The 25,237-nt window shown below is 61.8% G+C and carries 23 protein-coding genes and 1 pseudogene; 14 read left to right on the plus strand and 10 right to left on the minus strand.

Features of this window, described 5'->3' with window-relative positions:
• Nucleotides 1–18: 18 nt before the first annotated feature.
• Together WS68_RS05865 and WS68_RS05870 are read right to left on the minus strand one after the other, a co-directional pair.
• Nucleotides 19–1,407: a homocitrate synthase gene (locus WS68_RS05865; RefSeq protein WP_059569898.1), complete on the minus strand. Its 1,389-nt coding sequence runs from the start codon at nucleotides 1,405–1,407 to the stop codon at nucleotides 19–21.
• On the minus strand, nucleotides 1,404–2,420 hold the full coding sequence (locus WS68_RS05870; RefSeq protein WP_059569899.1) for a PLP-dependent cysteine synthase family protein: 1,017 nt from the start codon (nucleotides 2,418–2,420) through the stop codon (nucleotides 1,404–1,406). The genes WS68_RS05865 and WS68_RS05870 overlap by 4 nt, the downstream gene beginning before the upstream one ends.
• A 746-nt stretch (nucleotides 2,421–3,166) precedes the next feature.
• On the opposite strand from WS68_RS05870, the gene WS68_RS28750 reads away from it, so the two are divergent.
• A complete protein-coding gene (locus WS68_RS28750) occupies nucleotides 3,167–3,475 on the plus strand; it encodes a hypothetical protein (RefSeq protein ID WP_059569900.1) in 309 nt (102 codons plus the stop codon).
• A 55-nt stretch (nucleotides 3,476–3,530) separates the two neighbouring features.
• Here the strand turns inward: WS68_RS28750 and WS68_RS27295 are convergent, their stop codons facing one another.
• A complete protein-coding gene (locus WS68_RS27295) occupies nucleotides 3,531–4,250 on the minus strand; it encodes a hypothetical protein (protein WP_156429357.1) in 720 nt (239 codons plus the stop codon).
• Nucleotides 4,251–4,306: 56 nt separating this feature from the next.
• On the opposite strand from WS68_RS27295, the gene WS68_RS27300 reads away from it, so the two are divergent.
• Both WS68_RS27300 and WS68_RS05890 read left to right on the plus strand, forming a co-directional pair.
• On the plus strand, nucleotides 4,307–4,618 hold the full coding sequence (locus WS68_RS27300; RefSeq protein WP_156429358.1) for a hypothetical protein: 312 nt from the start codon (nucleotides 4,307–4,309) through the stop codon (nucleotides 4,616–4,618).
• The gene (locus WS68_RS05890) at nucleotides 4,615–5,022 is read left to right on the plus strand and encodes a hypothetical protein (protein ID WP_156429359.1); all 408 of its coding nucleotides are present in this window, start codon (nucleotides 4,615–4,617) and stop codon (nucleotides 5,020–5,022) included. Before WS68_RS27300 ends, WS68_RS05890 begins: the two co-directional genes overlap by 4 nt.
• 284 nt (nucleotides 5,023–5,306) lie before the next feature.
• Here WS68_RS05890 and WS68_RS05895 read toward each other — a convergent pair whose 3' ends face one another.
• The 7 genes from WS68_RS05895 to betI form a co-directional block, all read right to left on the minus strand.
• Complete coding sequence (locus WS68_RS05895) at nucleotides 5,307–5,807, minus strand: 2,4'-dihydroxyacetophenone dioxygenase family protein (RefSeq protein ID WP_059569904.1); 501 nt, start codon at nucleotides 5,805–5,807, stop codon at nucleotides 5,307–5,309.
• Nucleotides 5,808–5,887: 80 nt separating this feature from the next.
• Nucleotides 5,888–7,327 (minus strand): MFS transporter, encoded by a 1,440-nt coding sequence (locus WS68_RS05900; RefSeq protein ID WP_059569905.1) that lies wholly within the window; start codon nucleotides 7,325–7,327, stop codon nucleotides 5,888–5,890.
• Between the two features lie 135 nt (nucleotides 7,328–7,462).
• A complete protein-coding gene (locus WS68_RS05905; protein WP_059569906.1) occupies nucleotides 7,463–8,227 on the minus strand; it encodes an ABC transporter permease in 765 nt (254 codons plus the stop codon).
• Nucleotides 8,224–9,219: an ABC transporter ATP-binding protein gene (locus WS68_RS05910; RefSeq protein WP_059569907.1), complete on the minus strand. Its 996-nt coding sequence runs from the start codon at nucleotides 9,217–9,219 to the stop codon at nucleotides 8,224–8,226. Before WS68_RS05910 ends, WS68_RS05905 begins: the two co-directional genes overlap by 4 nt.
• 553 nt (nucleotides 9,220–9,772) lie before the next feature.
• Nucleotides 9,773–11,476: a choline dehydrogenase gene (betA, locus tag WS68_RS05915; RefSeq protein WP_059569908.1), complete on the minus strand. Its 1,704-nt coding sequence runs from the start codon at nucleotides 11,474–11,476 to the stop codon at nucleotides 9,773–9,775.
• A gap of 26 nt (nucleotides 11,477–11,502) precedes the next feature.
• Complete coding sequence (betB, locus tag WS68_RS05920; RefSeq protein ID WP_059569909.1) at nucleotides 11,503–12,972, minus strand: betaine-aldehyde dehydrogenase; 1,470 nt, start codon at nucleotides 12,970–12,972, stop codon at nucleotides 11,503–11,505.
• Nucleotides 12,973–13,013: 41 nt separating this feature from the next.
• The gene (gene betI, locus WS68_RS05925) at nucleotides 13,014–13,601 is read right to left on the minus strand and encodes a transcriptional regulator BetI (protein ID WP_059569910.1); all 588 of its coding nucleotides are present in this window, start codon (nucleotides 13,599–13,601) and stop codon (nucleotides 13,014–13,016) included.
• Between the two features lie 1,015 nt (nucleotides 13,602–14,616).
• Between betI and WS68_RS05930 the strand changes: the two are divergent.
• The 11 genes and pseudogenes from WS68_RS05930 (at nucleotide 14,617) to WS68_RS05980 (ending at nucleotide 25,153) form a co-directional block, all read left to right on the plus strand.
• Nucleotides 14,617–15,517 (plus strand): annotated as a pseudogene (locus WS68_RS05930) (alpha/beta fold hydrolase).
• A gap of 49 nt (nucleotides 15,518–15,566) precedes the next feature.
• Nucleotides 15,567–16,136 (plus strand): methyltransferase family protein, encoded by a 570-nt coding sequence (locus tag WS68_RS05935; protein ID WP_059569911.1) that lies wholly within the window; start codon nucleotides 15,567–15,569, stop codon nucleotides 16,134–16,136.
• A gap of 20 nt (nucleotides 16,137–16,156) precedes the next feature.
• Complete coding sequence (locus WS68_RS05940) at nucleotides 16,157–17,473, plus strand: glycosyltransferase (RefSeq protein ID WP_059569912.1); 1,317 nt, start codon at nucleotides 16,157–16,159, stop codon at nucleotides 17,471–17,473.
• On the plus strand, nucleotides 17,470–19,026 hold the full coding sequence (locus WS68_RS05945) for a DHA2 family efflux MFS transporter permease subunit (protein ID WP_059569913.1): 1,557 nt from the start codon (nucleotides 17,470–17,472) through the stop codon (nucleotides 19,024–19,026). The genes WS68_RS05940 and WS68_RS05945 overlap by 4 nt, the downstream gene beginning before the upstream one ends.
• 13 nt (nucleotides 19,027–19,039) lie before the next feature.
• Nucleotides 19,040–19,978 carry a glycosyltransferase family 2 protein gene (locus WS68_RS05950; RefSeq protein ID WP_059569914.1) on the plus strand — a complete coding sequence of 313 codons (939 nt, stop codon included), beginning with the start codon at nucleotides 19,040–19,042 and terminating at the stop codon, nucleotides 19,976–19,978.
• A gap of 26 nt (nucleotides 19,979–20,004) precedes the next feature.
• Nucleotides 20,005–21,579, plus strand: a complete 1,575-nt coding sequence (locus WS68_RS05955; RefSeq protein ID WP_231752951.1) for an efflux transporter outer membrane subunit — start codon at nucleotides 20,005–20,007, stop codon at nucleotides 21,577–21,579.
• On the plus strand, nucleotides 21,580–22,776 hold the full coding sequence (locus WS68_RS05960) for an HlyD family secretion protein (protein ID WP_082709820.1): 1,197 nt from the start codon (nucleotides 21,580–21,582) through the stop codon (nucleotides 22,774–22,776).
• Nucleotides 22,777–22,912: 136 nt separating this feature from the next.
• Nucleotides 22,913–23,218 (plus strand): hypothetical protein, encoded by a 306-nt coding sequence (locus tag WS68_RS05965; protein ID WP_156429361.1) that lies wholly within the window; start codon nucleotides 22,913–22,915, stop codon nucleotides 23,216–23,218.
• A gap of 114 nt (nucleotides 23,219–23,332) precedes the next feature.
• Nucleotides 23,333–23,803, plus strand: coding sequence for a rhodanese-like domain-containing protein (locus WS68_RS05970; RefSeq protein ID WP_059569916.1), 471 nt, complete (start codon nucleotides 23,333–23,335; stop codon nucleotides 23,801–23,803).
• Nucleotides 23,804–23,879: 76 nt separating this feature from the next.
• Nucleotides 23,880–24,866 carry a serine O-acetyltransferase EpsC gene (gene epsC / locus WS68_RS05975; RefSeq protein ID WP_059569917.1) on the plus strand — a complete coding sequence of 329 codons (987 nt, stop codon included), beginning with the start codon at nucleotides 23,880–23,882 and terminating at the stop codon, nucleotides 24,864–24,866.
• Nucleotides 24,866–25,153, plus strand: coding sequence for a helix-turn-helix domain-containing protein (locus WS68_RS05980; protein WP_059569918.1), 288 nt, complete (start codon nucleotides 24,866–24,868; stop codon nucleotides 25,151–25,153). Before epsC ends, WS68_RS05980 begins: the two co-directional genes overlap by 1 nt.
• The last annotated feature ends 84 nt before the right edge of the window (nucleotides 25,154–25,237 follow it).

A 25,237-nucleotide genomic window follows, 5' to 3' on the forward strand; every position in this document is an offset into this window, starting at 1 on the left:
GGTTGTCTCTCGATTTCGTTAGTTGTGTTGAAGCAATTGCGTATTCAGCCACTCGGCGACTTCATCCTCGGTGAAGAGCGACTGATTGAGGGTGCGGTGATAATCGGCGATGCAGCGGCGCAGATCGTCGTGCGCCGATGCGCTGCGCCGTTTCCACTCGGCTTCGAGCAGCGGGTACAGCCGATCCGCGAGCTCGGCGGTTGGTTCGAGCCCGTGGGGTTCGAGCAAGCGGGTTTCCCGCAAAAAGCGCAGCAAACCATCCCGTCCACTGCGCACGCCGAACATCTTGACGAGACTTGAGCCGATCTCGCACGGATCGAGGATGTCGAAGATCGTCGGTGCTTTGGCGAGCAGCTCGGTACGTATGCCGCTCTGGATGCTGTGCGTGATCACGCCGGTGATCGCTTGCGCCGGATTCTCAAGCAATCCGTACAATCGCTCGCCGAGCCGGCTCAAGGTGAACAGGCCACGGTAGTCGAAGCCCGCGAGTTCGATGCCGTACAGCTTGCGCAGTGCCATTGCCACTTCGGCAAGCGCCGGATGGCCGGCGCGGTTCGCGAAGCCGCCAACCGACACGTCGACGCCCTGCAAGCCGAGCGACAGGCCCACGATCGCATTGCTCGTTGCCATGCCGAAATCGTCGTGGAAATGGCCGTAGAAGCGCAGCGCCGGATGGCGCGCGACGAGCGCGCCGACGGTCTGCTCGAGTTGGTGCGGCAGGCAGGTGCCGGCGGTATCGACGAGCCGCACCTGCTCGAAGCCATGCCGGGCGACGAGATCGACTGCATGGACGAGATGCCCGTGGTCTGCGCGAAACGCATCAAGCAGGCCGATCATCACGCCGCCGCCTCGAAAGCGCTTGAGCGTCGGCAGAAACGCGTCGAGCCACTGTAGATTGAAATCGCGCCGCTCGGCCGTGGTGCGGGCGTCCCAATTGGCTTGATCGAAATCGATCGCGCAATCCTTGCGCAGAATCACCGGGAACAGATGTTGGACTTGTTGATCGGAAACCGAATGAATCGCGATCAGCCACACCGAATCCAACGGCAGGCCGTGTTCGCGCGCGATCCCATCGAGCGCTGCGAACGATTGCTCCATCGTGATGCCGACATGCGAGATCACCATAAAGCGCACATGCGCGGCAATCCGACCTGCCTGCTGCCGGCGCAGCAATTCGGCGAGGAATGCGATGTTGTGCGGGACGTCCGGAAACATACCCACCACGATCGTGCGCACGCCGCACGCAGCAATTGCTTCGGCAAGATCGCATTTCGCTTCGAGCGTCGGTGGCACGGTTGCGCGCTCGGCGCCTTCGCGCAGCGATTCGTCCATCAAATCGATATCGGGCTTGAAGTGATACGTTCGTTCTGGCAGCACCATGCGTGTAATGCTCGAAGCGGCGCTCATGCGGCCACCTCGTCCGTCGCGCGCGCGCGGTGGTCGGTATCGGCGGCATAGCCGTTGGCGCGCATCCAGTCGTCGTCGAGGAATTTACTCAGATACATGTTGCCCGAGTCGGGCAGGATCACCACGATGTTCTTGCCAGGATAGCGGGCGCTGATGCGCGTGGCGACAGACATTGCGCTGCCGCTCGAGCCGCCGCACAGAATCCCTTCCTCGCGCACGAGGCGGCGCGCCATCACGAATGATTCGCGATCGTCGACCTGGACGATGTCGTCGATCACGCTGAAATCGACGGCCTTGACCAGATAATCCTCGCCGATGCCCTCGACTTGGTAGGTGTGCGGCGTGCTTAGGCGCCGATGATGGAAGTATTCGTAGAACACGCTGCCGATCGGATCGACGCCGATGATCTGCACATTGGGGTTGCGCTCCTTCAGATAGCGCCCAATGCCACTGATGGTGCCACCTGTTCCGATGCCGGAAACCAGAACATCGATTTCCCCTTCGGTTTGCTCCCATATTTCAGGGCCCGTGCTCGTATAGTGCGCTTCGGCGTTCAGCGGGTTGTTGTATTGATCGGGGTAGATCGCGTGCGGCGTTGTCGAGGCGATTTGCCGGGCGACGCTATAGTAGCTGCGAGGATCGTCGGCGTCGACTGCGGTGGGTGCCACGACGACTTGTGTGCCATAGGCCCGCATCCGAGAGATTTTTTCACGGCTCATCTTGTCAGGAATGGTAACGATGCAGCGCAGGCCCTGTGCTGCTGCCACCATGCTAAGTGCTGCGCCGGTATTGCCAGACGAATTCTCTACCAATACCGAGTCTTGCGTGAGTTCACCGCTTTCCTGCATGCGCTTAACCAGATGCTTGACCAGGCGATCCTTGATGCTGCCCCCGGGATTCATGAACTCGAGTTTGGCATAGATGTTTGCAGCATGCCCTTCGCCGAGTAACCGATTGATCTTGACGAGTGGGGTATGGCCGATCGCATCGAGAACCGATTCTGAAGCCTTCATGTCATTACTCCGCTTATTAATTGGCATAACTAACAGATTGATGTCGGGAACGATGCGCTCAGGCGTGTTCTGACATATCTATCGGGCAGCCCTATGCCTGAGCATCCGACAAGGAAATGGATATGCGGAGATACCCTCGGTGCAGCGAGTCGTTTGCCCTGATCGCTGCGCTTATCACGTTTAGTTCTATGGTTATTCCATAGAAAAAATAAAGCAGTGTCAATCCGTGATTTGGAAGGCCAAATTGAAGGGATCAAGTAATGTGTGGAAAATTAGAAGAACGGTCGTTCGAAAAAATGAATTGGTTTTGAGGAAGGCGACGGTGGATATTGACGCAGGCGGAGGAATTCAAGTGTTGGTTTTGCTATTTGGCGGAAAAAAATCCTGTCAAAAATAACAGGTTTCGGAATGGGGCGTTCTATTGATTTATTTCTGGCCAAATATATGAAGGCTTCAGATTTGGGATGGGTTTGATAGGGGATTACCCGTGCTTGGAGCTATTGAACTACTTGCATTTCTCAATGATGACGAGCGCGCTTGCTCTTCGACAGATTATGGGGGCGTGCCGCCGTGATCGCACACCCCCTTGGGATTCAATTCGACGGCATGTGCCGGCGCAATTCGCTTTTTGAATCGGAAAAATAAGTGAACTGAGACGAAGAGGACGGCGCGAATTCGCCGAGCTGATCTTCCGACGTGCTGCCGTGGATTCGTTGGCCGCTTGCAGTGCCGGACGCTGACGCATTTTGCTGTGGATCACCGTTATCGACGCGTGGCCGCTTGGCTGGCGGCCCATCCCCGGATGGGTCGTCGTCTGCTCCGAATGGCCGATCCCACGAAGGCGGAATGCGTTGCAGGCGATGCCGAAGTTGCTCAAGCACTTGTTCGCTTGCTTGTATCAACTCTTCGGCACCCTGTGTCTCGTCGCCGTGCCTATTCGCAACGCCGCCTCGCAAAAACCCTTGCATACGTGGCAGAAGGTCATCTTGAAGTACTTGGAGCATATCCCGCTGCCGTGCGGCGTCTTCGAAGATCTCAGCTTGCAAATCCCGTAGGTGTTGCTGGTGAGCCAGCAACGTTCGACGCAATTCCAGGAGAATGCCCCGTTGTTCATCTCCGGGCGGCGGCTGATTTCCGGGGAGGTATCTGCGCACGGTCCACGATCCGCTGGGCTTGGCCGACATTGGTCAGAATATCTTCGAGATGATTTCGGAAGTGATGTCCCGCGAAAAGATTGTGGTTCGCCAAGGCCGGTTGAAGCAGCTGTCGAATCTGATCTATAAGAGTACGGGCCTGCGGCAGGCGTTCTCGAGCCTGGTTCAGATTTCGCTGGGCATTATCTATGACTTGCCGTGTATGTTGCGGATTCGCTCCCGAGTCGAGCTGTACCGTCGCGACCTGGATGTACCTTCTGGCTTGGTTGATATCGTTTCTGACGTCTGCTGTCACGTCTTCCACTTCGTTGAATAAGCGCGTGATTTCGGAATGCTGATCATTAGCTTGTTCATCGGCACATGCAAGCAAATCGACGAATCTCTCATATTGCGTCGTGGCTTCTTCGCTCGCATCTTCAGCCAGCACGTGAAGTGGCGGCGGCGCAGGTTCGGGCTCATCGGGTTCCAAGTGGGCAGGGGCCGAATGGGTATGGGCGCTTTCCCTTTTGAGACGCTGAGCCGAGATGTCTTGCTTCAAACGCTGCATCATGCCATTTTTCAATTCCCGAAGAAGACGGCTTGGTGTGTACCCGTTCCGGATGGATAATGGATTCGCGCGATAATTGAATTGATTAAAAGTCGATGTGACGTTGCCCGAATCAGTTGTTATCGGCATTCAGAATACCTCCTCGGTCAATTCAAAATTCTCTCGATCGCATGGAGGAGCAAGAGATGAAAAAGGCTGATCGTAAGATTAATGGATGTGACGAGTGGCTCATGTCATCGTGCGAAATGACTGTTTTCCTAAAGTTTTGGTTTAAAGAAGGTGCGCTATGTGACCAGTTTGAGCGAAAAGCCTGCGGGAAACGCACGGCACCAAAGTTTTTGACGGCGATCTCCGGTCCCGACTTCTTTGGGGCGGACGGAACTTGGTCATCGGTGAATAATTACGGTTGGCTGATTTTCGGCAGGCTCGAAATCACCGCTCAGCAAAATTGGTATACGTCAAATCGCTTCGAAACGCTTCATGCCCAGCGAACTTGAACACATTGACCGTGAGTGCAAGCCGAATCGCCTCGTCGCGCAGCATCACGGCTGTAAGTTTAGCGCCGGTAATCAGCATCGCGTGTTGTTTAGGCGGGGCTCCGATTCGTATGGCTGCGGTGTTTGCTCATTCGATTCCGCTCGACTGCTCGCTTGAAGCTGCGCTGATTTCCGCATTGATCGAGCGTACCAGGTTGGCCCGCGTGACGATATCGTCTATCGACCCGCACGCATTTGTGGCGTTCCTGAAGCCACGCTCGACCTTGGGCTCCGATTCGCCGACACGCGCATCGATCATTTTCGCCGCGACGGCGATACGTTACGCGAGCGCGTACACCTTGGCCGAGACCACGGCGAAGCCTTTGCTATTTTCCCCGCGTGTGCGGTTTCGATCGCCGCACTGAACAAGACGATACTGGCCGCGATATCTTGGATCGTGCCAGCGATTTCGGCAATTTACGCGCGCTGCCTGCGATGTCGAAATAACAGAGCAAAAAGCGCAGAGGCTGGCGTAGCGAGGTACGCACCGTCGCCCGTACGGCGGAAAAGCCGATTCATGAAGACTTCGGAATGCTGAGCGTGGTGACGCGCAATACGCGCGTCATTGAAGCCTTGTTGCGCGATTGCCGGAAAATGGAGCGGAAATTCTGTAGTTTATATAAGGTCAGGCGCAGTGGGCTTGCAAATGTCAGCGAGTGACAAACGGTGGTGTGATGCCCGCCGTGCCCACGCTGCGGGCGAATTTTCGTTCGCGCAACAGGGCGACCCGGCAATTTTCGCGTGCCGTTTCGGTGCCGGCATCGTCGAGCAGCACGAGATCCCCACGCATCACATTGAACGTGACGACCATGCCGGTATCGGACGCAAGAGCCTCAGGCGTGTGGTGCGAACCGGTTGGCTCGAGCACGGTGCTGCCTGGCCGGGCAATCCAGTCGTATTCGCGATAACGCCATTCGCCTTGCAGCGTATAGACGAATACCGGACCGTCGTGCCGATGGCGCGGCAACGCGAGACCTACCGGCATCTTTAGGAGTACGGTCAGTTCGTCGCTTGCGACATTGATGTGCAGATACTTGATTTCGAGGCCAGGCAGATTTGCATCCATTGGCAGCCACGGGCGATCGTCGTCTTGCACGCATGGAATCGGCGGCAAAGGGGTAGAGGGAGCGGGAGGCGGCGGTTGATGCATGGCGTCGACATGGCGCTTGCGCGCGGCAAAATGCGTGAAGCGCGATTATCGCAGACCGGGCCGGGGAATGCCGTGCGGACTCAATTCGCTGCGACGCGGGCCGGATCGCGGGCGCTGTCGTCGGTATGGTCTGCCGATGCGAGTATTTCCAGCGCGATGCCTTTTGTTTCGATGCCAAGCAAGCCGACCGCGAGCGCCGCCGTGGCGAACGACAGCGCACCAAGCGTGAATACGCCGCGTTGTCCGAACACTGGCAGCACGATGCCGACAACGTAAGGCCCGATCAGCGAGCCGACGCGCCCGATCGCCGATGCGAAGCCTGAGCCTGTAGCGCGCACGCCGGTGCCGTACAACTCCGGCGTATACGTATAGAGCACGGCCCACATGCCGAACAGGAAGAACTGCATCGCGAGACCGGTGCCGATCAGCAGCGCGATGCTGTTGCCGGCGAGCGCGCTTTGCCCGTATGCATAAGCCATCGCGCCACCGCCGATGAGTGATGCGATGCAGGTAGGCTTGCGGCCCCAGCGCTCGATGAGCCATGCGGCGCACAGAAAGCCGGGGATGCCGCCGAGCGAAATCAGCACCGTATAGAACACCGACTGCGTGACGGCGAAGCCCGCTTGTTGCAACAGCGCACCCAACCAAGACGTGAGGCCATAGAAACCAAGCAGTGCGAAGAACCACAGCAGCCAAACCATTGCCGTGCGACGACGATAGGCGGCACTCCAGAGCTCGAACAGCGCGCCGCCTCGGCGTGTCGTCGGCGTGCCGGGATCGGGGCTCAATCGTGCGGGCGCGGGCAGGCTCGTGAGGCGCGCAGATCGCTTTACCTTCGCTTCGATATGTGCGAGCACGCGTTCGGCATCGGCGAGACGGCCCTGGTGCTCGAGCCAGCGCGGTGATTCGGGCACGAGCCGGCGGACGACGAGCACGAACACGGCGGGCAGCGCGAGCAACGCGAATACGGTGCGCCAGCCGAAGGCCGGTAGCACGAAATAACTGACGACGCCGGCGGTGATGAAGCCGAGCGGCCAGAAGCCGTCCATCAGCGCGATCAGCCGGCCACGCTTTGCCGCCGGGACGAATTCGGACAACAGGGTTTGCGCGACCGGAAATTCCATCCCCATGCCGATGCCGAGCAATACGCGATAGATGATCAGCGTTTCAACGCTTTGCGCGGTCGAGCACAGATATGATGCCGTGCCCCACAGTACCATGCTCCACTGAAACACCGGCCGCCGGCCGAAGCGATCGGCAAGCAGGCCTGCGGTGGCGGCACCGGCTACCATTCCGAAGAAACTCGCGCTTGCCACGGCGCCGGCCGTCGCGCTCGACAGACCAAATTCCTTTTTGATCGATCCGAGCACGAATGTCATCGTGCCGAGATCGACTGAGTCGAAGAAGAAGGCGATCGCGATGATCGAGAAGATCAGCCGGTGATAGCCGGAAAACGGCAGGCGTTCGAGACGCTCGGCGGCGCTCACGCGCGGGGCGGGCGAGCGGAAGGCGGCGGTCATGGCGTCCTCCGGCAAGACGGCCTCGAAGCGAGGCGCGGTTTGCTCAGTAGACTCGGCCATTATTCGCCACCATAGAAGGAAAGCGGCATTCGGCTGGAACGCTCGCGCCATGCACACGGCGCGCCGTTCGTCGATTCAACTCTTTAGGCGGTAGCCGGTCCGGAAGATCCACGCGACGACGGCGAGCAGCACGACGAGGAAGAGCGCAGTCATGCCGAGGCTCGCACCGATATGCACGTCGGCGAGCCCGTAGAATGCCCAGCGAAAGCCGCTGATCAAATAGACGATCGGATTGAACAGCGTGACGACTCGCCAGAACGGCGGCAGCATGTCGACCGAATAAAAGCTGCCGCCGAGGAATGTGAGCGGTGTGATGATGAGTAGCGGCACGAGTTGCAGCTTCTCGAAGTTATCGGCCCAGATCCCGATCACGAAGCCGAACAGACTGAAGGTGAAAGCCGTCAGAAGCAGAAAGACGAGCATCCAGACCGGGTGCAGGATATGTAGCGGTACGAAGAGCGCGGCTGTCGCAAGGATGATGAGCCCAAGTATGATCGATTTCGTCGCTGCCGCGCCAACGTAGGCGACGACGATCTCGAGCGGCGAGATCGGTGCCGACAGCAGTTCATAAATTGTGCCGGTGAAGCGCGGGAAGTAAATGCCGAACGACGCGTTCGAAATGCTCTGCGATAGCAGTGACAGCATCACGAGGCCCGGCACGATGAACGAACCGTAGCCGATGCCGTTTACGTCGCTGATCCGCGAACCGATCGCGGAGCCGAACACGACGAAGTACAGCGATGTCGAGATCACGGGCGCGATGACGCTTTGCGTCATCGTGCGCCGTGTACGGGCCATTTCGGCGCGGTAAATCGCGCGGATCGCGTGGAAATTGATCATTCGTCGTTACGCTTATCGGGTATGGCCGGGTGGCCGTTTGCATTCTCGTTGCCATTGCCTTCGCCGTTGCGCTGGTTGCCGACCAAGCGCACGAAGATTTCCTCGAGCGAGCTTTGCGTCGTGCGCAGATCTCTGAAGCCGATGCCTGCCGCGCTGAGCGCATTCATCAACTCGACGATACTGGTGCGCTCGCTGCGCGTGTCGTAGGTATAGACGAGTTCGCCGCCGTCGCGCGACAGCTCCAGCCGGTACGCGGCAAGCTGGGGCGGCACGCCCGCGAGCGGCTGCTCGAGTTGCAGCGCGAGCTGTTTCTTGCCAAGCTTGCGCATCAGATCGGCCTTCTTATCGACGAGCATGATTTCGCCGCCGTTGATGATGCCGATGCGGTCGGCCATTTGTTCGGCCTCCTCGATATAGTGCGTCGTTAGCACGATCGTCACGCCGTCGGCGCGCAGTTCCTCGACGAGCCGCCACATGTCGCGGCGCAGCTCGACATCGACGCCCGCAGTCGGCTCGTCGAGAAACAGCACGCGCGGCTCGTGCGCGAGCGCCTTGGCGATCAGCACGCGCCGCTTCATGCCGCCCGACAGCGTGATCAGCTTGCTGTCGCGCTTGTCCCAGAGCGACAAATCCTTTAGCACCTTCTCGATATAGTTCGCGGCCGGTGCCTTGCCGAACAGGCCGCGGCTGAAAGACACGGTGTTCCACACCGATTCGAACGCGTCGATCGTCAGCTCCTGTGGCACGAGCCCGATCAGCGCGCGGGCCGCGCGGAAATCGTCGCGGATGTCGTGGCCGCCGACTGTCACGCGGCCTTCGGTTGGCGTGACGATGCCGCAAATCGTGCTGATCAGCGTGGTCTTGCCGGCACCGTTCGGCCCGAGCAGCGCGAAGATTTCGCCGCTCAGGATATCGAGATTGATGTTTTTCAGCGAACGCACGCCGGATTTGTAAGTTTTCGACAGATTGGAAACGGACAGGATCGGCTGCATGCTCGGAGGACGTTGAGTCGAGCGGGAAGGGCTCTTGTTGCGAAGCGCGCGAGCAGGCCGGCCGGATGCGGGACGGCGCGACGCGGACATATCGGAACACTTGCCGCAACGACGGGACCGCTATCTTAGCAACCGCCCGGAAAATTTGCACAACGCGCCGACGCAGGCTTTCGACGGCCTTTTTATAGCAGATGGAGGCCGATGCCGGCAGGAGGGAAGGTGCGCCGGCAGGCTGGCCGGCGCGGTTCGGTGCGGCACGGATGCGGCCTGCGATTTGACGGATCGATGCAGGCGACCGTTTTCGGTTGCGCTGGTGGCCGGCACTCAGCGGGTGCGGCCAGTGCGTGGATGGGCCGGCGCTTTCACGCCGCGTTGGCAGGACGATCCTGTCTGCCGGGCCGATTACAGTCGGCCTGCGGTGCGATCGCGCCGGCCGGGCCGATTGCTGCGGTTTGCACGATGAGCCCGCCGTTGGCGTCCGGCCTGATTTGCGCAATTGTCTGCGGGAATCACCAACTGTCCGGCCGCTCGTCGGCGCGCTTCGTGCGGTGTGTTACACGACGGCAGGTGTTGGCGCCGGGTTGCCGGGTTGTCGCGCGGGCGCGCCGTTCGCGACGTAGTATGCAACGTTTGCCCGAGCGAGCGGCGGGCGCTTGCGGATTCGGTCGGCGATTTTTTCGGCGATCATGATCGTCGGCGCGTTCAGATTGCCGGTCGTGATGATCGGCATGATCGACGCGTCAACGACTCGCAGTCCGTCGATGCCGTGCACTCGGCCTTCATCGTCGACGACTGCCATGTCGTCGAAGCCCATCTTGCATGAGCAAGACGGATGAAACGCGGTTTCCGCGCGAGCCCGCACGAATGCGTCGAGTTCGGAGTCGGTCTTCAGATCCGCGCCGGGGTTCAACTCACGGCCGCGATAGCGATCGAGTGCGGGTTGCACCATGATTTCGCGCGTCGCGCGGATCGCGTCGCGGAACTCGCGCCAGTCGAGTGCTTCCGACATGTAGTTGAACAAAATGCTCGGATGGTCGTGCGGGTCGCGCGAGCGCAGCTTCACGCGGCCGCGGCTCGGCGAGCGCATCGAGCCGACATGCGCCTGGAAGCCGTGCATGTCGATTGCATTCGAGCCGTTGTAGTTGATCGCGACGGGTAGGAAGTGATACTGAACATTCGGCCAGAGGTCGTCGTCGCGGGTGCGGATGAAGCCGCCCGCCTCGAAATGGTTGCTTGCGCCGAGACCCGTGCCAGCCAGCATCCATTCGAGCCCGATCTTCGGCTGGTTATACCACTTGAGCGCCGGATACAGCGACACGGGCTCCTTGCATTCGTATTGGATGTACATCTCCAGGTGATCCTGCAGATTGCGTCCGACACCAGGCAGATCGAACACGACCGGGATGTCCAGTTCGCGCAGCCATTCGCCGGGTCCGACGCCCGAGCGCTGCAGCAATTGCGGCGACGCGATCGCGCCGCTGCACACGAGCACTTCACGGCGTGCGTGCGCGGTGACGCGTTCGCTGCCCCGCATGAACGTGACGCCCGTTGCGCGCTTGCCGGAAAACAGAATGCGATCGGCCATCGCGTGCGTGACGATCTCCAGGTTCGGACGCGCGCGCGCTTGATCAAGATAGCCGCGCGCGGTCGACGCGCGCCGGCCGCGGGGCGTGACCGTTCGGTCCATCGGGCCGAAGCCCTCTTGCTGGTAGCCGTTGAGATCGTCGGTGCGCGGATAGCCGGCTTGCACGCCGGCCTCGACCATGGCCTCGAACAGCGGATTCACGCCGGGTTTGCTCGTCGTTACCGAGACAGGGCCGTCGCCGCCATGATAGTCGTTCGGACCTGCGTCACGGCTTTCTGCTTTCTTGAAATACGGCAGGCAGTCGAGATATGTCCAGTTGACGAGGCCCTCGTGCTGTTGTGCCCAGTTGTCATAGTCGAGCGCATTGCCGCGGATGTAGCACATTCCGTTGATCAGGGACGAGCCACCGAGCCCCTTGCCGCGCCCGCACTCCATACTGCGGTTGTTCATGTGCGGCTCGGGGTCCGTTTCGTATGCCCAGTTATAACGACGGCCCTGCAGCGGATACGCGAGCGCCGCAGGCATCTGCGTGCGGAAATCGAACCGGTAGTCCGGGCCGCCCGCCTCGAGCAGCAGCACACGGACTTCCGGATCCTCGGTAAGGCGCGTGGCGAGCACGTTGCCCGCGGAACCCGCGCCGCAAATGATGTAATCGAATTCGCGAGTCGTCATCGCAGCGGTTCTCCTAAATATGAGGCTTAGAACACCGGCTGATAGCGGCCGAGTTCGACCTGTACCGATTTGATCCGAGTGTAGTGCTCGAGCGTCGTGACGCCGTTCTCTCGCCCGACGCCGGATTGCTTGTAACCGCCAACCGGCATTTCGGCCGGCGATTCCCCCCACGTGTTGATCCAACAGATGCCGGCTTCGAGGCGATGGATCGCACGATGTGCGCGCGACAAGTTCTCGGTGACGACGCCGGCGGCGAGCCCGTAGTCGGTCGCGTTCGCGCGTGCGATCGCTTCGTCTTCCGTATCGAATGCGAGGATGCTCATCACCGGGCCGAAGATTTCCTCGCGAACGATCTTCATATCGTCACGGCAGCCGTCGAACACGGTTGGCGCAACGTACTGGCCGTTCGCGAAATGATCGTGCACGAGGCGCTCACCGCCCGCGAGTAGCTTCGCACCTTCGGCCTTGCCGCTTTCGATGTAGCCGAGCACCTTGTCGAGTTGCGCGGCGCTGGCGAGCGGGCCGAAATTCGTATCGGGATCCGAAGGTTTGCCGATGCGGATCCGTGCGACGCGCTCGAGCACGCGCGCGACGAAGGCGTCCTTCACCGTGTGCTGGACGAAGACGCGCGTGCCGTTCGTGCACACCTGGCCCGCGCTGAAGAAGTTCGCGGTGACGGCGATGTCGGCCGCTCGGTCGAGGTCGGCGTCGTCGAACACGATGAGCGGTGATTTACCGCCGAGTTCCATCGTCACTTCCTTGAGCGACGACGCGCCTGCGGCCGACATGACTTTCTTGCCGGTTTCGACGCCGCCCGTAAACGACACCTTCGCGATTCCCGGATGCGACGCGAGCAGCGCGCCGACCGTGCCGTCGCCTTGTACGACGTTGAACACGCCGGCGGGCACGCCCGCCTCGGTATAGATCTCGGCAAGCTTGAGCGCGGACAGCGGCGTGACTTCGCTCGGCTTGAAGATCATCGCGTTGCCGGCCGCGAGCGCAGGAGCGCTCTTCCAGCACGCGATCTGGATCGGATAGTTCCACGCGCCGATGCCGCAGCACACGCCGAGCGGCTCGCGACGCGTATAGACGAACGAGTCGGGGCGCAACGGCACTTGCAGCCCTTCGATCGCGGTCGTGAGGCCCGCGTAATACTCGATCACGTCCGCGCCGGTGACGATGTCGACGGCGCGTGTTTCCCCGATCGGCTTGCCGGTATCGCGCATTTCCAGTTCGGCGAGCACGTCGTTGCGCTCGCGCAGCAGCTCGACCGCGCGGCGTAGGATCCGCGAGCGCTGCATCGCGCTCATCGCGGCCCATTCGCGCTGGCCTTCGTGTGCGGAGGCAACCGCGCGGTCGATGTCGTCGGCGCTCGCTTGCTGAACCGTCGCGAGCAGTTCGCCCGTCGCGGGATCGAGCGTGTCGAACGTCTTGCCGCTGGTGGCATCGGCATAGGCGCCGGCGATGTAAAGGCGTTGCAGACCGAATACGGACATGTGGATCTCCTTGTACGGTGATAGGGCGAGTGCGCGTCGCGTCAGGGGGTCGACGCGAGCAGCAGGTCGATGTAATCGTTGGCGAGCGCGAGCGCCGCCTGGGTGTCGAACGGTCCGCCCGCCAGCGCGCCGCGCAGCCACAGGCCATCGATCAACGCCGCCAGGCCGCTGGCCGCTTCGCGGGCGCGCTGGCGGGGCAGCGCCAGCGCGAACGCAGCGCACAGATTCGAATAGAGCCGCCTTGTGTTGATGCGTTGCAGGCGCCTCAGCGCTGGCTCGTGCATGCTTTGCGACCAGAATGCGAGCCAGGTCTTCATTACCGGCGCGTTGATCTGTGTGCCGTCGAAATTCGCTGCGGCGACCGCCCGCAGGCGCTCGCGCGGCGTGCTTGGCGCGGCGGCGCGGTGACGGGCGGCGGCCGCGCGCAGATCGTCCAGTACCCGGCGCATCGTTGCTTCGAGTAGCCCGTCCTTGTCGCCGAAATAGTGGCTGACGATGCCGGTCGAGATGTTTGCGCGCTGTGCGACGGACGCGAGCGTCGTGCCGGGCAGGCCGACCTCGTCGATCGAGCGCAGCGTCGCATCGATCAATTGCGCGCGGCGAATTTCGCGCATTCCAAGTTTCGGCATCGTGTGTTTCGGTGCACTAGGTTGAGGAGGAGATCGAAAGGATATCTTTTTTTTATTGAACGATCAATCAATAAAAATGAAATGGGGGGAGGATCGTGTCTCTGGCTCTGGCATTGCGGCTGCGGCTGGGGGTGGGATTTGTGGTGGCAGTTCGATGCTGATGGGCGATGGCGATATTGCGCGAGCGCGTGACGGTGCAAATGAAAGGAACTGGAAGGAATGCTGAGAATGTTTAAAACGTTTTAATCGGGTACTAATAATTACTTATTGTATAAACGGTAATTTGGATACGATTTGCCGATCGACTGATGAGTGGCGGCGGATTGACGGTCGGATATTGAGGTGTCGGATTGGGTGTGCGTTTGTGCTTGGCTGAAGGCGCCGGCAATAAAGTAAGTCCACGAAGGCTATCAAAAATATGTAAAGCGGAGTCAAGTATTTTTTTGGTTCTATGTGATTGATTTTTATGGAGTACGTGTAGGGTTCCATGCCGGGGGGGCGGGGTGTGATGGGCGCGCTCGGAGCGGGGGCTGCGTGATGTCGCGCCATAGCACAGACAATATTTCTTGGTGATGAATGAGTTAAGTTTGAAGGGGAATTAGAGGGCATTGTTCAATGTTGGCTGGAACACATTCGATGAATTTTTGAAGAAAGTTAGCAAAAGTGGTTGAGGCAGTAATATTTGGCGTATTAATATCACACACATAAAAACGCCAGCTGCACGATTGCCGGCGAGCGTGTTGGAATCGGGGTGCGGTTGGCCGAAATCAGAAGGGGCGTCATGCGAGACAAAGGGACTGGAGACCGCGAGCCGATGATGAGGGCAGGATCGGACTTGGCGGGAAGCATGGCCTGCGACGGTGGCATGCAGGCGTGTTCAGTTCCATCGGACGGGTAATCCGTGCGGCATTCGGCGCGGCCAAGAGTGTGCCGGTTGATGTGCGGTTACGTGAAAGCGCTCTGGAGAGGGGGCGCACTAACAGTTCAATTGTCGAGCAGATGCGGGAGAAACTCGATGGCTATCGAAAAACAGGTCGTAGCGCTGCCGAGCGGATTGAAGGTCCATGTCGAACGCCACGTGTTCGATCCATCTTTTGAAACGGTCATTCTTGTCAACGGAGCGTTGGCGACGACCGCGTCGTTCGGCCAGACGATCCGTTATCTGGGTGAGCGCCTGAATGCGGTGTGTTTCGATTTGCCTTACGCGGGCCAATCGCGGCAGCACAATCCGAACGAATTCATTCTGACGAAGGACGACGAGGTCGATATTTTGCTGTATCTCGTCGACCGGTTCGCGCCGAGCTATCTGTTGTCTGTGTCATGGGGCGGCGTCGCGTCCCTGTTCGCGCTGGCGCGCGGCTGTGCGAGCGTGCGCCGGGCGGTAATTGCTTCGTTCTCGCCGTTTCTGAACGACGCGATGGTCGATTACGTGACGCGCGCGCGATCACATTGCCGCTGGCGAGAATTTGAAGGCCGCGCAGTTGCTGAACGACACGGTCGGAAGCTATTTGCCGCGGATCATGAAGCTCTATAACTACCGCTATCTGACCAAACTGCCGCGCCAAGAGCAAAACCAAGTTGCGTTTCACGTCGACCAGATCCTGTCGTTGCAGCCGGAGCGATATCTGCCGTCGTTTCGCAATATCAATTGCCACGTGCGATTCATCAACGGCGAACTGGACGAATACACGACGGCGGAGGACGTGCGGAGGCTGGGCGAGTATATTCGCCGGGCGGATTTTCAGACGATCCGGCAGGCAGGCCATTTCCTGGATCTTGAGGGGCGCCAGCAACAAGAGCAGGTGCGCAAGGCGGTGCTCGGCTTTTTCTGCACGGAACGCGGGGCCGGTGACGCTGACGAGCCGTTCAGCCGGCAGGCGAATCTGGTCCGTGGCGAATTGCCCGCGATGTCGTGATGCATCGGACAGGTGTTTCCCTCTCCTTCGTCGATAAAGGCTGACAAACGTGAACATCGTTCAAACCATCGCCATCATCGTGCCGTGGCTCCTATGGCTCGCCTACTGGATCGCAACATCGAAGGCCGTTAAGACGACGGCACGCAGGGAGTCAACGCGCTCGCGTAGGTTTCAGGCGGTTCCACTTATCGTCGGCGGCGCATTGATTGTGCTGCCCGATCTGTCCGCGAGCGCGCTGGTTCCGGACTGGTCGTATATTGGCCCGCTTCAGTACGCAGGTTTGGCGATCTCGGTCGCGGGCTTGCTGTTCTCGGTATGGGCGCGTGTGCATCTCGGCACCAACTGGAGCGTGTCGGTCACGCTGAAGGAAGGGCATGAGCTGATCCGCAGCGGGCCTTACGCACTCGTTCGGCATCCGATCTATACCGGCTGCCTGCTCGCGCTCGTCGGTGACGTGATGATCGGCGGCGTGTGGCGCGGCGTGCTCGGCATCGTGCTGATCTTCGCGTCGCTCGCCTACAAGGTGCGCGTCGAGGAAAGCTGGCTGACCGGGCACTTCGGCAATGCGTATGCACAGTATCGCCGTGAAGTGGCGGCGCTGATCCCCGGCCTTTACTGATCTTTCGCCGGACGTTCGTCATGGCGAAGATGGTGATTACCGCTATCGGTTCGGCCGGAGATATCCATCCGATGCTCGGGATCGGCCGCGCGCTCGCTGCGCGCGGCCATCATGTCGTGTTCTGCACGCATCCGCAGTTCGAAACCGAAGCGCGGCGCTGCGGCTTCGAGTTCGCGCCGGTCGGCACTGCCGACGAATACGCGCGCGCGATGGCGGATCCGGCGCTCTGGAATCCGCGCACGTCGTTCAAGACGCTGTGGCGTGTGATCGCGCCGAGCATGCAGCCGCATTTCGATACGTTGCGCATACTCACCGATCGCGACACGGTGCTGATCGGCACGCTCTGGGCGTTTTCCGCGCGGATGATGCAAGAGCGGTACGGCACGCCGTATGTGTCGGTGCAGATTTCACCGTCGACGCTGTTGTCCGCGCACGCGCCGCCGACGCACAAGCGGCTGACGATCCCGCGCCGCATGCCGCTCGTCCTGAAAGCGGGGCTGATGACGCTGATCGAGCGGCAGGCGCTCGACAAGGTGTGCGGCCCGCAACTCAATGCGCTGCGCACGTCGCTCGGCCTTGCGCCGGCCAAGCGTATTCTCGGCCGCTGGCTGCATTCGACCGACGGCGTGCTATGCCTGTTTCCGGACTGGTTCGCGGCGCCACAGCCGGATTGGCCCGCAAATCACCTGCAAAGCGGTTTCCCGCTCTTCAACGATGCGGGGGAGCGCAACGCCGATGCGGAACTCGACGAATTCGTCGCGGCAGGCGAGCCGCCCGTCGTGTTCACCGCGGGCTCGACGCTCGTCGATGCGCTCGAGTATGCGCGCGCGGTTGCCGAAGCCGTGCATGCGACGGGCGTGCGAGGGCTGCTGCTGACGCCTGACGGGGAGCGCGTTGCGCGCGATGCGGCATCGGCGGGCCTGCTGGTGCGCCGCTATGTACCGCTGCGCACGCTGCTGCCGCACTGCCGCGTGCTCGTTCATCACGGCGGTATAGGCACTGCATCGCTTGCGTATGAGGCGGGCATTGCGCAGGTCGTCACGCCGTTCGCGCACGATCAATTCGACAATGCACAGCGGGTTGCCGACAGCGGCTGTGGGCTGCGCGTCGACGCGCCGGTGCGCGGCGTGGCGCTTGCCGATGCATTGGCACGGGTGCTGGACAGCACGGCGGTCGCCGAGCGTTGCGCGCAGGCGCGTGAGCGGATTCTGGCCGCGCCGGACGGCTGCGTCGAGGCGGCGCGGTTCATCGAACGTTTCGTGCCGGCCGCGGGCGTTGCCGCGCGGCCGGCGCACGCGCCAATGGTTGCCGGCGCACCGATGGCGCGGGGCGCATGAGCGCCGCACCGTTGGTGCCGGCCACGGCGGCGCCGTTAGCGAATCGCGGCCTGCGGCTTGCGTTGCTGACGTTCGCGCTGTCGCTTGCGACCTTCATCGAGGTGCTCGATTCGACCGTGACGAACGTCGCGGTGCCTGCGATTTCGGGGAGTCTCGGAGTGTCGAACAGTCAGGGCACGTGGGTGATCAGCTCATATTCCGTCGCCGCAGCGATCGCGGTGCCGCTGACTGGCTGGCTCGCGCGGCGCGTCGGTGAGGCGCGCCTGTTCGTCGCGGCGGTGATTCTGTTTACGTTGACGTCACTGCTCTGTGCGTTCGCGACCGACATTCGGATGCTGGTCGTCTGCCGAGCGTTGCAGGGGCTGTTCTCCGGGCCGATGGTGCCGCTGTCGCAGACCATCCTGTTGCGAAGTTTTCCTCCCGAGCGGCGCACGATTGCGCTTGCCTTGTGGGCGATGACGGTGCTGCTTGCGCCGATCTTCGGGCCAGTGGTGGGCGGCTGGATCATCGACAATTTTTCGTGGCCCTGGATCTTTTTGATCAACCTGCCGATTGGCGTGTTCTCGTTCGCGGTATGCGCGACGCTGCTGAACCGGGAGCCGGGCGACAAGGCGGCAGGTTCGATCGATGTCGTCGGTATCGCGCTGTTGGTGGTCGGCGTCGGTTCGCTGCAAGCGGTGCTCGATCTCGGTCATGACCGCGGCTGGTTCGATTCGACGCTGATCGTGACGCTTGCGATCATCGCGGCGTTGTCGCTTGGGTCGCTGTTGATCTGGGAGGCGGGCGAGGCGCATCCAGTGGTCGATCTGAGCTTGTTTCGTGACCGCACGTTTTCGTTTTGCGTGCTGATCATCTCGCTCGGGATGATGAGTTTTTCGGTCGTCGGTGTGATTTTTCCGCTGTGGTTGCAGGCTGTGATGGGGTACACGGCGTTCCACGCAGGGCTCGCGACTGCGCCGCTCGGTATTCTGGCACTCGTGTTTTCGATTCTCGTCGGCATCTATGCGAACCGGTTCGATGCGCGGGTGCTCGTGACGTTTGGCTTTCTCGTGTTCGCTGGCGTGTTGTGGTGGGATGCGCATTTCACGCTGAACATGACGTTCACGCAGATCATCACGCCAGGCTTGATACAAGGGATTGGTCTGCCATGTTTTTTTATTCCGCTGACGGCGGCGACATTATCACGGATTCCTGACGACAAGCTCGCGGCAGCATCGAGCCTCTCGAATTTCCTTCGCACACTGTCAGCAGCGTTCGGTACGGCGATGAGCGTAACGCTCTGGGACAACCGCGCAATCTATCATTACGATGTCGTGTCGCAGGCGGTGACGCGCGCGTCGGGCAATACGCAGCGCTTCGTAGCGTCGCTGCACGCGATGGGATTTGACGGCGCGCGGGAGCTGAGTGTGCTGCACCAGGTCGTGATGCAGCAAGCGTACATGATGGCCACGGGCGATATGTTTTTCATCGCTTGCGTCACATGCGTGGTGCTTGCCGCAATGATGTGGCTGACCCGTCCGAAACGCGGCGCTGCCGCCGCGTTTGGGCATTGACGGTGGAGCAGCGATGAAGCTCGGCGCGCTGATCATTCTTTATCATCCGACTGCCGACCAATTAGCTCGTATTGCGAGGATTCGGCGCGAGTGCGATGCACTGGTCGTCGTCGACAATACGCCACAACCTGATCAGGCGGCGCGCGCAATGGCTGAGCGAGACGGCGTGACGCTGCTGCATCATGGCAATCGCGGCGGTATCGCCGGTGGATTCAACGCGGGGCTTGAGGCGCTGTTTCCGGCCGTCGACGCAGTCGCGCTGTTTGATCAGGATTCGACTTTGCCGGACAGGTATTTTCCGACGATGCGCGAGATTGGCTCGAAGCTCGCGTCGCGGCCGTTTCTCGTCGGTCCGCGCATCTTCGACGAGAATGGGCAATGCTTTCTGCCCGAATTGATGACGAACGGCTTTACGGTACGCCGCGTGCGGCTGGAGCCGAACGGCGAGATGCAGCGCTGTGCGTTCCTGATTTCGTCGGGCAGCGTGGTGTCGCGCGAAGCATTCCAACTGCTAGGGCGCTTCGACGAGTCACTCGTCATCGATCACGTCGATACCGAATACTGTTTTCGTGCGCTCGCGAGCAATGTCCCGCTGTATGTGGTGCCGTCGCTTGTGCTGTCCCACCGGATTGGGGTGCGCAAGCGGCACCAGATTGGTCCGTTTGAATTTACATCGATGAATCATCCGTGGTATCGCCGCTATTACAGTGCACGCAACGCGGTGCGGCTCGGCATGCAATATGGAATGCGCTATCCCGTGGCAATCGTGCCGAATTTGCTGACGGTTTGGCAAATCGTACAAATCGCGCTGTACGAGCGCGATAAATGGACGAAGCTGAGGGGTATTCTGCTGGGCATAGCAGACGGGTTGCTGGGGCGGCTCGGCGCGCTTGAGGATGTACGTCCGCAGTGGACGGCACGTGTTGCGCAACGCAGCGCGCGTCACGGATGACGACGCTGATGAGGAGGCTGTCGAATATGGGTTTGCGCGCTTGGGTCGGGGTGGCCGCGCTCTCATTGGTGTGCGCCGGCTGCGCGCCGTCGGGTTTTCTCCCGTCGTTCGCGCCGCGCACGCCGGCGAGCGACGCGCTCGCGCATACCGCGCCCGGCTCGCCCGACGGCGAGTGGCCTGCGCCTGACTGGGTCGCCCGGCTCGGCGATCCGCAGCTTGACGCACTCGTGGCCGATGCGCTGCGCGACAATCCGGATCTGCAGGCGGCGCGCGCGCGAATCGACATTGCCCAGGCGCAGTTGCAGCAATTCTCGTCGTTGACGGGATTGACGGGCACCAGCGCGCTGTCCGTCAGCAAGGCGCGCATGCCGCAATCCGACGACGTCGCCAACGTGTCGGTTCAAGGCTATCAGGTGCCGGTGCAGTTGTTTGGCGATCCGGTGGTGTCGCCGTCGTCGCTGTTCGTCGCGCTTCATTATCAGCTCGACTTGTGGGGCAGCAACGCGGCCGCAACGCGAGGGCTGGTGTCGATGCGCGAGGCGGCGCGCGTCGATGCGCAGCAGGCACGGCTCACGCTGACGGTCGCGCTCGTCACGCTGTATTGCCAGCTCGACCACGCGTATGCGATGCGCGATTTGCTCAATGAGAAGCTTGCCGCGAGCGATCAAGTCGACGCAGTGCTGCGCGAACGCGCGGCGCGCGGCATCGATAACGCGTATGACGCGAACGACGCGACGCTCAAGCGCAACCGGCTGCGCGCGCAGGTGCAGCTCAACGACGAGCGCTTGCAATTGACCGGGCTGCAGCTCGGCGCGCTGTCGGGGCGCGGACCCGAGGCTGGGCTGTCGCTGAAGCGGCCGCATCTCGCACCGCTTGCCGATGCGCCGCTGCCGCCGCGGTTGTCACTCGACCTGATGGGGCGCCGGCCCGACATCGTCGCGGCGCGGTTGCGCGTCGAGGCCGCTTATGCGAATCTTGATTCGACACGCGCGCAGTTCTACCCGGACGTGAATCTCGCCGCGTTCGGCGGGCTTTTCTCGCTGACGCCGGCTGGGCTGTTTTCGAGGAAGGCGCTCGCGGGCTCGATCGGCCCGGCGATCTCGCTGCCGATCTTCGACCGCGGCAGGCTCAAGGCGAAGCTTGGCGAGGACGCCGGCCGCGCGGACGTCGCGATCGCGCTGTACAACAAGACTGTCGACGATGCACTCGGTCAGGTCGCGCAGCAGATGACGTCGCTGCGCTCGGTCGATGCGCTTCTCGCGCATCAGGCGCAGTCGGTCGATGCGGCCGCGAAGATCGCCTCGGTTGCCACGCAGCGACACCGGCGCGGCCTGATGATGATGCGCGACGTGAACCTCGCACGGTTGTCGCTGATCGACGAGCGTATGCAGCTCGTTGAGTTGCGCGCGCGGCGGCGCACGTTGCGCGTCGGGCTGATCGGCGCGCTTGGCGGCGGTTTCGACGCAGGCCCGGATGCAGCCGCGCCGCCCGCGCCGGGCCGGCGCAAGCCGCTTGCCGGCGCGCCCCGTCACGATGGTGACAGTGCGCCGTCCGCGTTGTCTGAACAACACGCTCGTCCGAACGATACAAGACTCGACTGAATGCACGCCGACAACCACGTTCACCAAGATCCGATCGTCGCTCAGCGCGAGGCTGAAGCGCTTGAGAAAAAGCGCGCAACGCGCCGGCGCCGTTTCACGATATTTTTTGGCCTCGTCGCGCTGATCGCGATCGGCGCGGGCGTGCACTGGTTTCTCAGCGCGCGCTTCAACGAGGAAACCGACGATGCATATGTTGCCGGCAACGTCGTGCAGATTGCCGCACAGACGGCCGGCACGGTCACCGACATCCTCGTGGCCGATACGCAGCAGGTAAAAGCCGGTCAGACGCTCGTGAAACTCGACGACACCGAGGCATCGGCTTCGCTCGAGCAGGCGCGCGCGCAACTCGCGCAAGCGGTGCGGCAGGTGACGAACACGCGTGTTTCGATGGGCATGTACGAACAGACGGTGAAGGCGCGCGAGGCCGACCTGAAGCTGGCGCAGCAGGCGTATGCGGCGCGTGCCGGCGCGTCGGTCGAAGTGGTCGCGCCGGAGGAACTGGCGCGGGCGAAATCGGCGCTTGCAGGCGCGCAGGCGGCGCTTGCCGGTGCGCAGGCGCAGCTCGACGCGGCGCGCACGTTCGGCCCCGAGCGTCCTGTCGACCAGGCGCCGAGCGTGCAGCAGGCGGCCGCGCAATTCAAACTCGCGTTTCGCAACCTGAAGCGCACGACGATCATATCGCCCGTTGACGGAACGGTCGGGCAGCGTTCGGTGCAGATCGGTCAGCAGGTGGGGCCTGGTGTGCCGCTGATGTCTGTCGTGCAGTTGCGGCAGGTTTGGGTCGACGCGAATTTCAAGGAAGGGCAGCTTCGGCATATGCGGGTGGGGCAGCCGGTGCGGCTGGTCTCGGATCTGTACGGCTCGCAAATCGTGTACCGAGGGCGGGTGGAAGGTTTCTCCGCGGGAACGGGAAGCGCGTTCTCGATGCTGCCGTCGCAGAACGCGGCGGGAAATTGGATCAAGGTCGTGCAGCGGGTGCCGGTGGTCATCTCGCTCGATCCAGCACAGCTTGCCGCGCATCCGTTGCGTGTCGGGCTGTCGATGCAGGTGACGGTCGATACGCGGGAGCGCGGCGGCCATTTGCTGGACAGCGAAGCGCCGCTGCCGGCGCTTGGCACGCGCGTGCACGACAGCTACGCGAGCGAGGCGGACGCGGCGGCCGACGCGGTGATTCGGGAAAACAGCGGACGGTGGTAAATGGGGGGGGGCCGGCCGCGAGCGCTGTTTCGCAAGCGCGTCTACGTTGCATGCACAACGGCGGATCGAGCCGGTGCGCACCGATGATGACCGAGCGTGTCGGATAACGAAACATCCGCGGCGATGCGGCGCACCGTTGGGTTTGATTCGACGATTCGGCTGTGAGCAGCCGTTTCTACGGGGCGTTGATCGGAAAAACGCTCTATTGGTGTTTCCGGGCAATCGTAATCGTAGCGGGATTGCCCGCAAGACGATTGCACGCGTCGGCTTCGATCGCCGTTTGAGCGCTCGGCCGCAGCCGCCGACCTTTGCTCAGTTCGACCGTTTCTTCCGCCTGTTCGACGCAATCCGCCTATTCAGGCCGCTTCGTATGCGGGGTGATTCGCGAAGTCATTTCTATCGTTTGTTCGTTATCCGTTCTTTTGAAATGAAAAATAATTAGTTCGGCTTTTTCGTCGTCTCTCTCATAGTGGGTGCCTGATGGCTATAGACGGCATCGGTCGTCAAGCCTGCCCCATATTTCGTGCGCCACGCGCGATATTCCGAAGGAGACGCCATGACGGTCGAACTCGACGAACGCACCACTCATCCAATACTCGAAGCCGCGCGCGAAGCCGCTCGCGAGGCGGGATTGCCTTATGCGGGCGGCGTATCGCCGCAGGACGCATGGGCGCTTGTCACGGCCGGCGGCGTATTGCTCGTCGACGTGCGCACGGCCGAAGAGCGCGCGTTTGTCGGCCACGTGCCCGACAGCCTGCACGTGCCCTGGGCCACCGGCACGAGCCTGACGCGCAATCCGCGCTTCGTGCGCGAACTCGAGGCGAAAGCAGGCGGTAAGGATACGGTCGTGCTGCTGCTGTGCCGCAGCGGCAATCGCTCGGCGCAGGCCGCCGAGGCTGCCGCGAAGGCCGGCTTTTCGCAGGTTTTCAATGTGCTCGAAGGCTTCGAGGGCGATCTCGACGACGCTGGCCACCGCGGCGCAATCAACGGCTGGCGCTTGCACGGCTTGCCGTGGCGGCAAAGCTGATGCGCGGGGGCGCGCGCAGGTAGAGAATCAATCGCAATGCAGGTGAACTGCATATATAGACTGAGGGGCGGCAACCGTGGCGGTATTCGATATCGACGACATCGTTCAATCGCTTCAGACCGTGCGCCAACGCTGGCGCGAAGTGCAGCGGCGCTCGCTGGAGCCCGGCGGGCGCGAGTTTCCGGCGCGCGAGGCGCTCGCGGATATCGTCGACGCATTGAAAGGCGTGCTGTTTCCGATGCGGCTGGGGCCACCCGAACTTCGTCAGGAAAGCGAAAACTTCTATATCAGCCACGCGCTCGACGATGCGCTGCACGCGCTTCTTGCGCAGGCGCGGCTTGAGCTGCGCTACAGGGCTCGGCACGATACCACGCCGCCGGCCGACGCCGCGATCGACGCGAATGCCGCAACCGCGGTGCGCGCATTCGCCGCCCGGCTGGCGGAGATTCGCGCGCTACTCGATTCCGACGTGCTCGCCGCGTTTCATGGCGATCCGGCGGCAGGCAGCGTGGATGAGGTGTTGCTCTGCTATCCCGGCGTGCTCGCGATGATCCATCACCGGCTTGCCCATGCCCTGTACCGCCTCGGGCTGCCGTTGCTCGCGCGCATCGTCGCCGAGCATGCGCATGCGCAGACTGGCATCGACATTCATCCTGGTGCACAGATCGGCGCGGGATTCTTCATCGATCACGGCACGGGTGTCGTGATCGGCGAGACCGCGATCATCGGCGAGCGGGTGCGCGTCTATCAAGCGGTGACGCTCGGCGCGAAGCGCTTTCCACGTGATGCGGCCGGCCATCTCGAAAAAGGGCTCGCGCGTCATCCGATCGTCGAGGACGATGTCGTCATTTATGCGGGCGCGACGATTCTCGGCCGCGTCACGATCGGCAAGGGCGCGGTGATCGGTGGCAACGTCTGGATCACACAGGACGTCGCGCCCGGCAGCCATGTCACGCAGGCCGTCACGCGCAACGATCCGGCCCGGCTGGCCGATACCGCGCTGCCGTCACCGCAGGCGCAAGGCGTGGGCGGCGCGGCGCTGTCGTCGGCGGGAGTGCAGTGATGACAGCGCTCATTCAACGCTTTGGCGCGGCGATTCGCGCGTTGCGCGAATCGCGCGCGTGGTCGCAGGAGCAACTCGCTGAGCATGCGGGGCTGAATCGTTCGTATGTCGGCGAAATCGAGCGCGGCACCGCGATTGCGTCCATCGTTACCGTCGACAAGCTCGCACGCGCGTTCGATGTGCCGATCGCGCGCTTATTGCCGCCTGCCGTCGAAATATCCGATCAACCGCTGCCTGGCCTCGGTGCGTCGGGCGCACCGAGCCGGCGTTGCGCTGATCCGAGTTGAATTTTCAGCGTCGAGTTTCGCTTCCAATCGTTGAATGTTGACGGCTATAGCATGTTGAGCCGCCCAAATCACGTCTCGATAATG

This window comes from Burkholderia sp. TSV86, from assembly GCF_001522865.1.
Classification (GTDB): domain Bacteria; phylum Pseudomonadota; class Gammaproteobacteria; order Burkholderiales; family Burkholderiaceae; genus Burkholderia.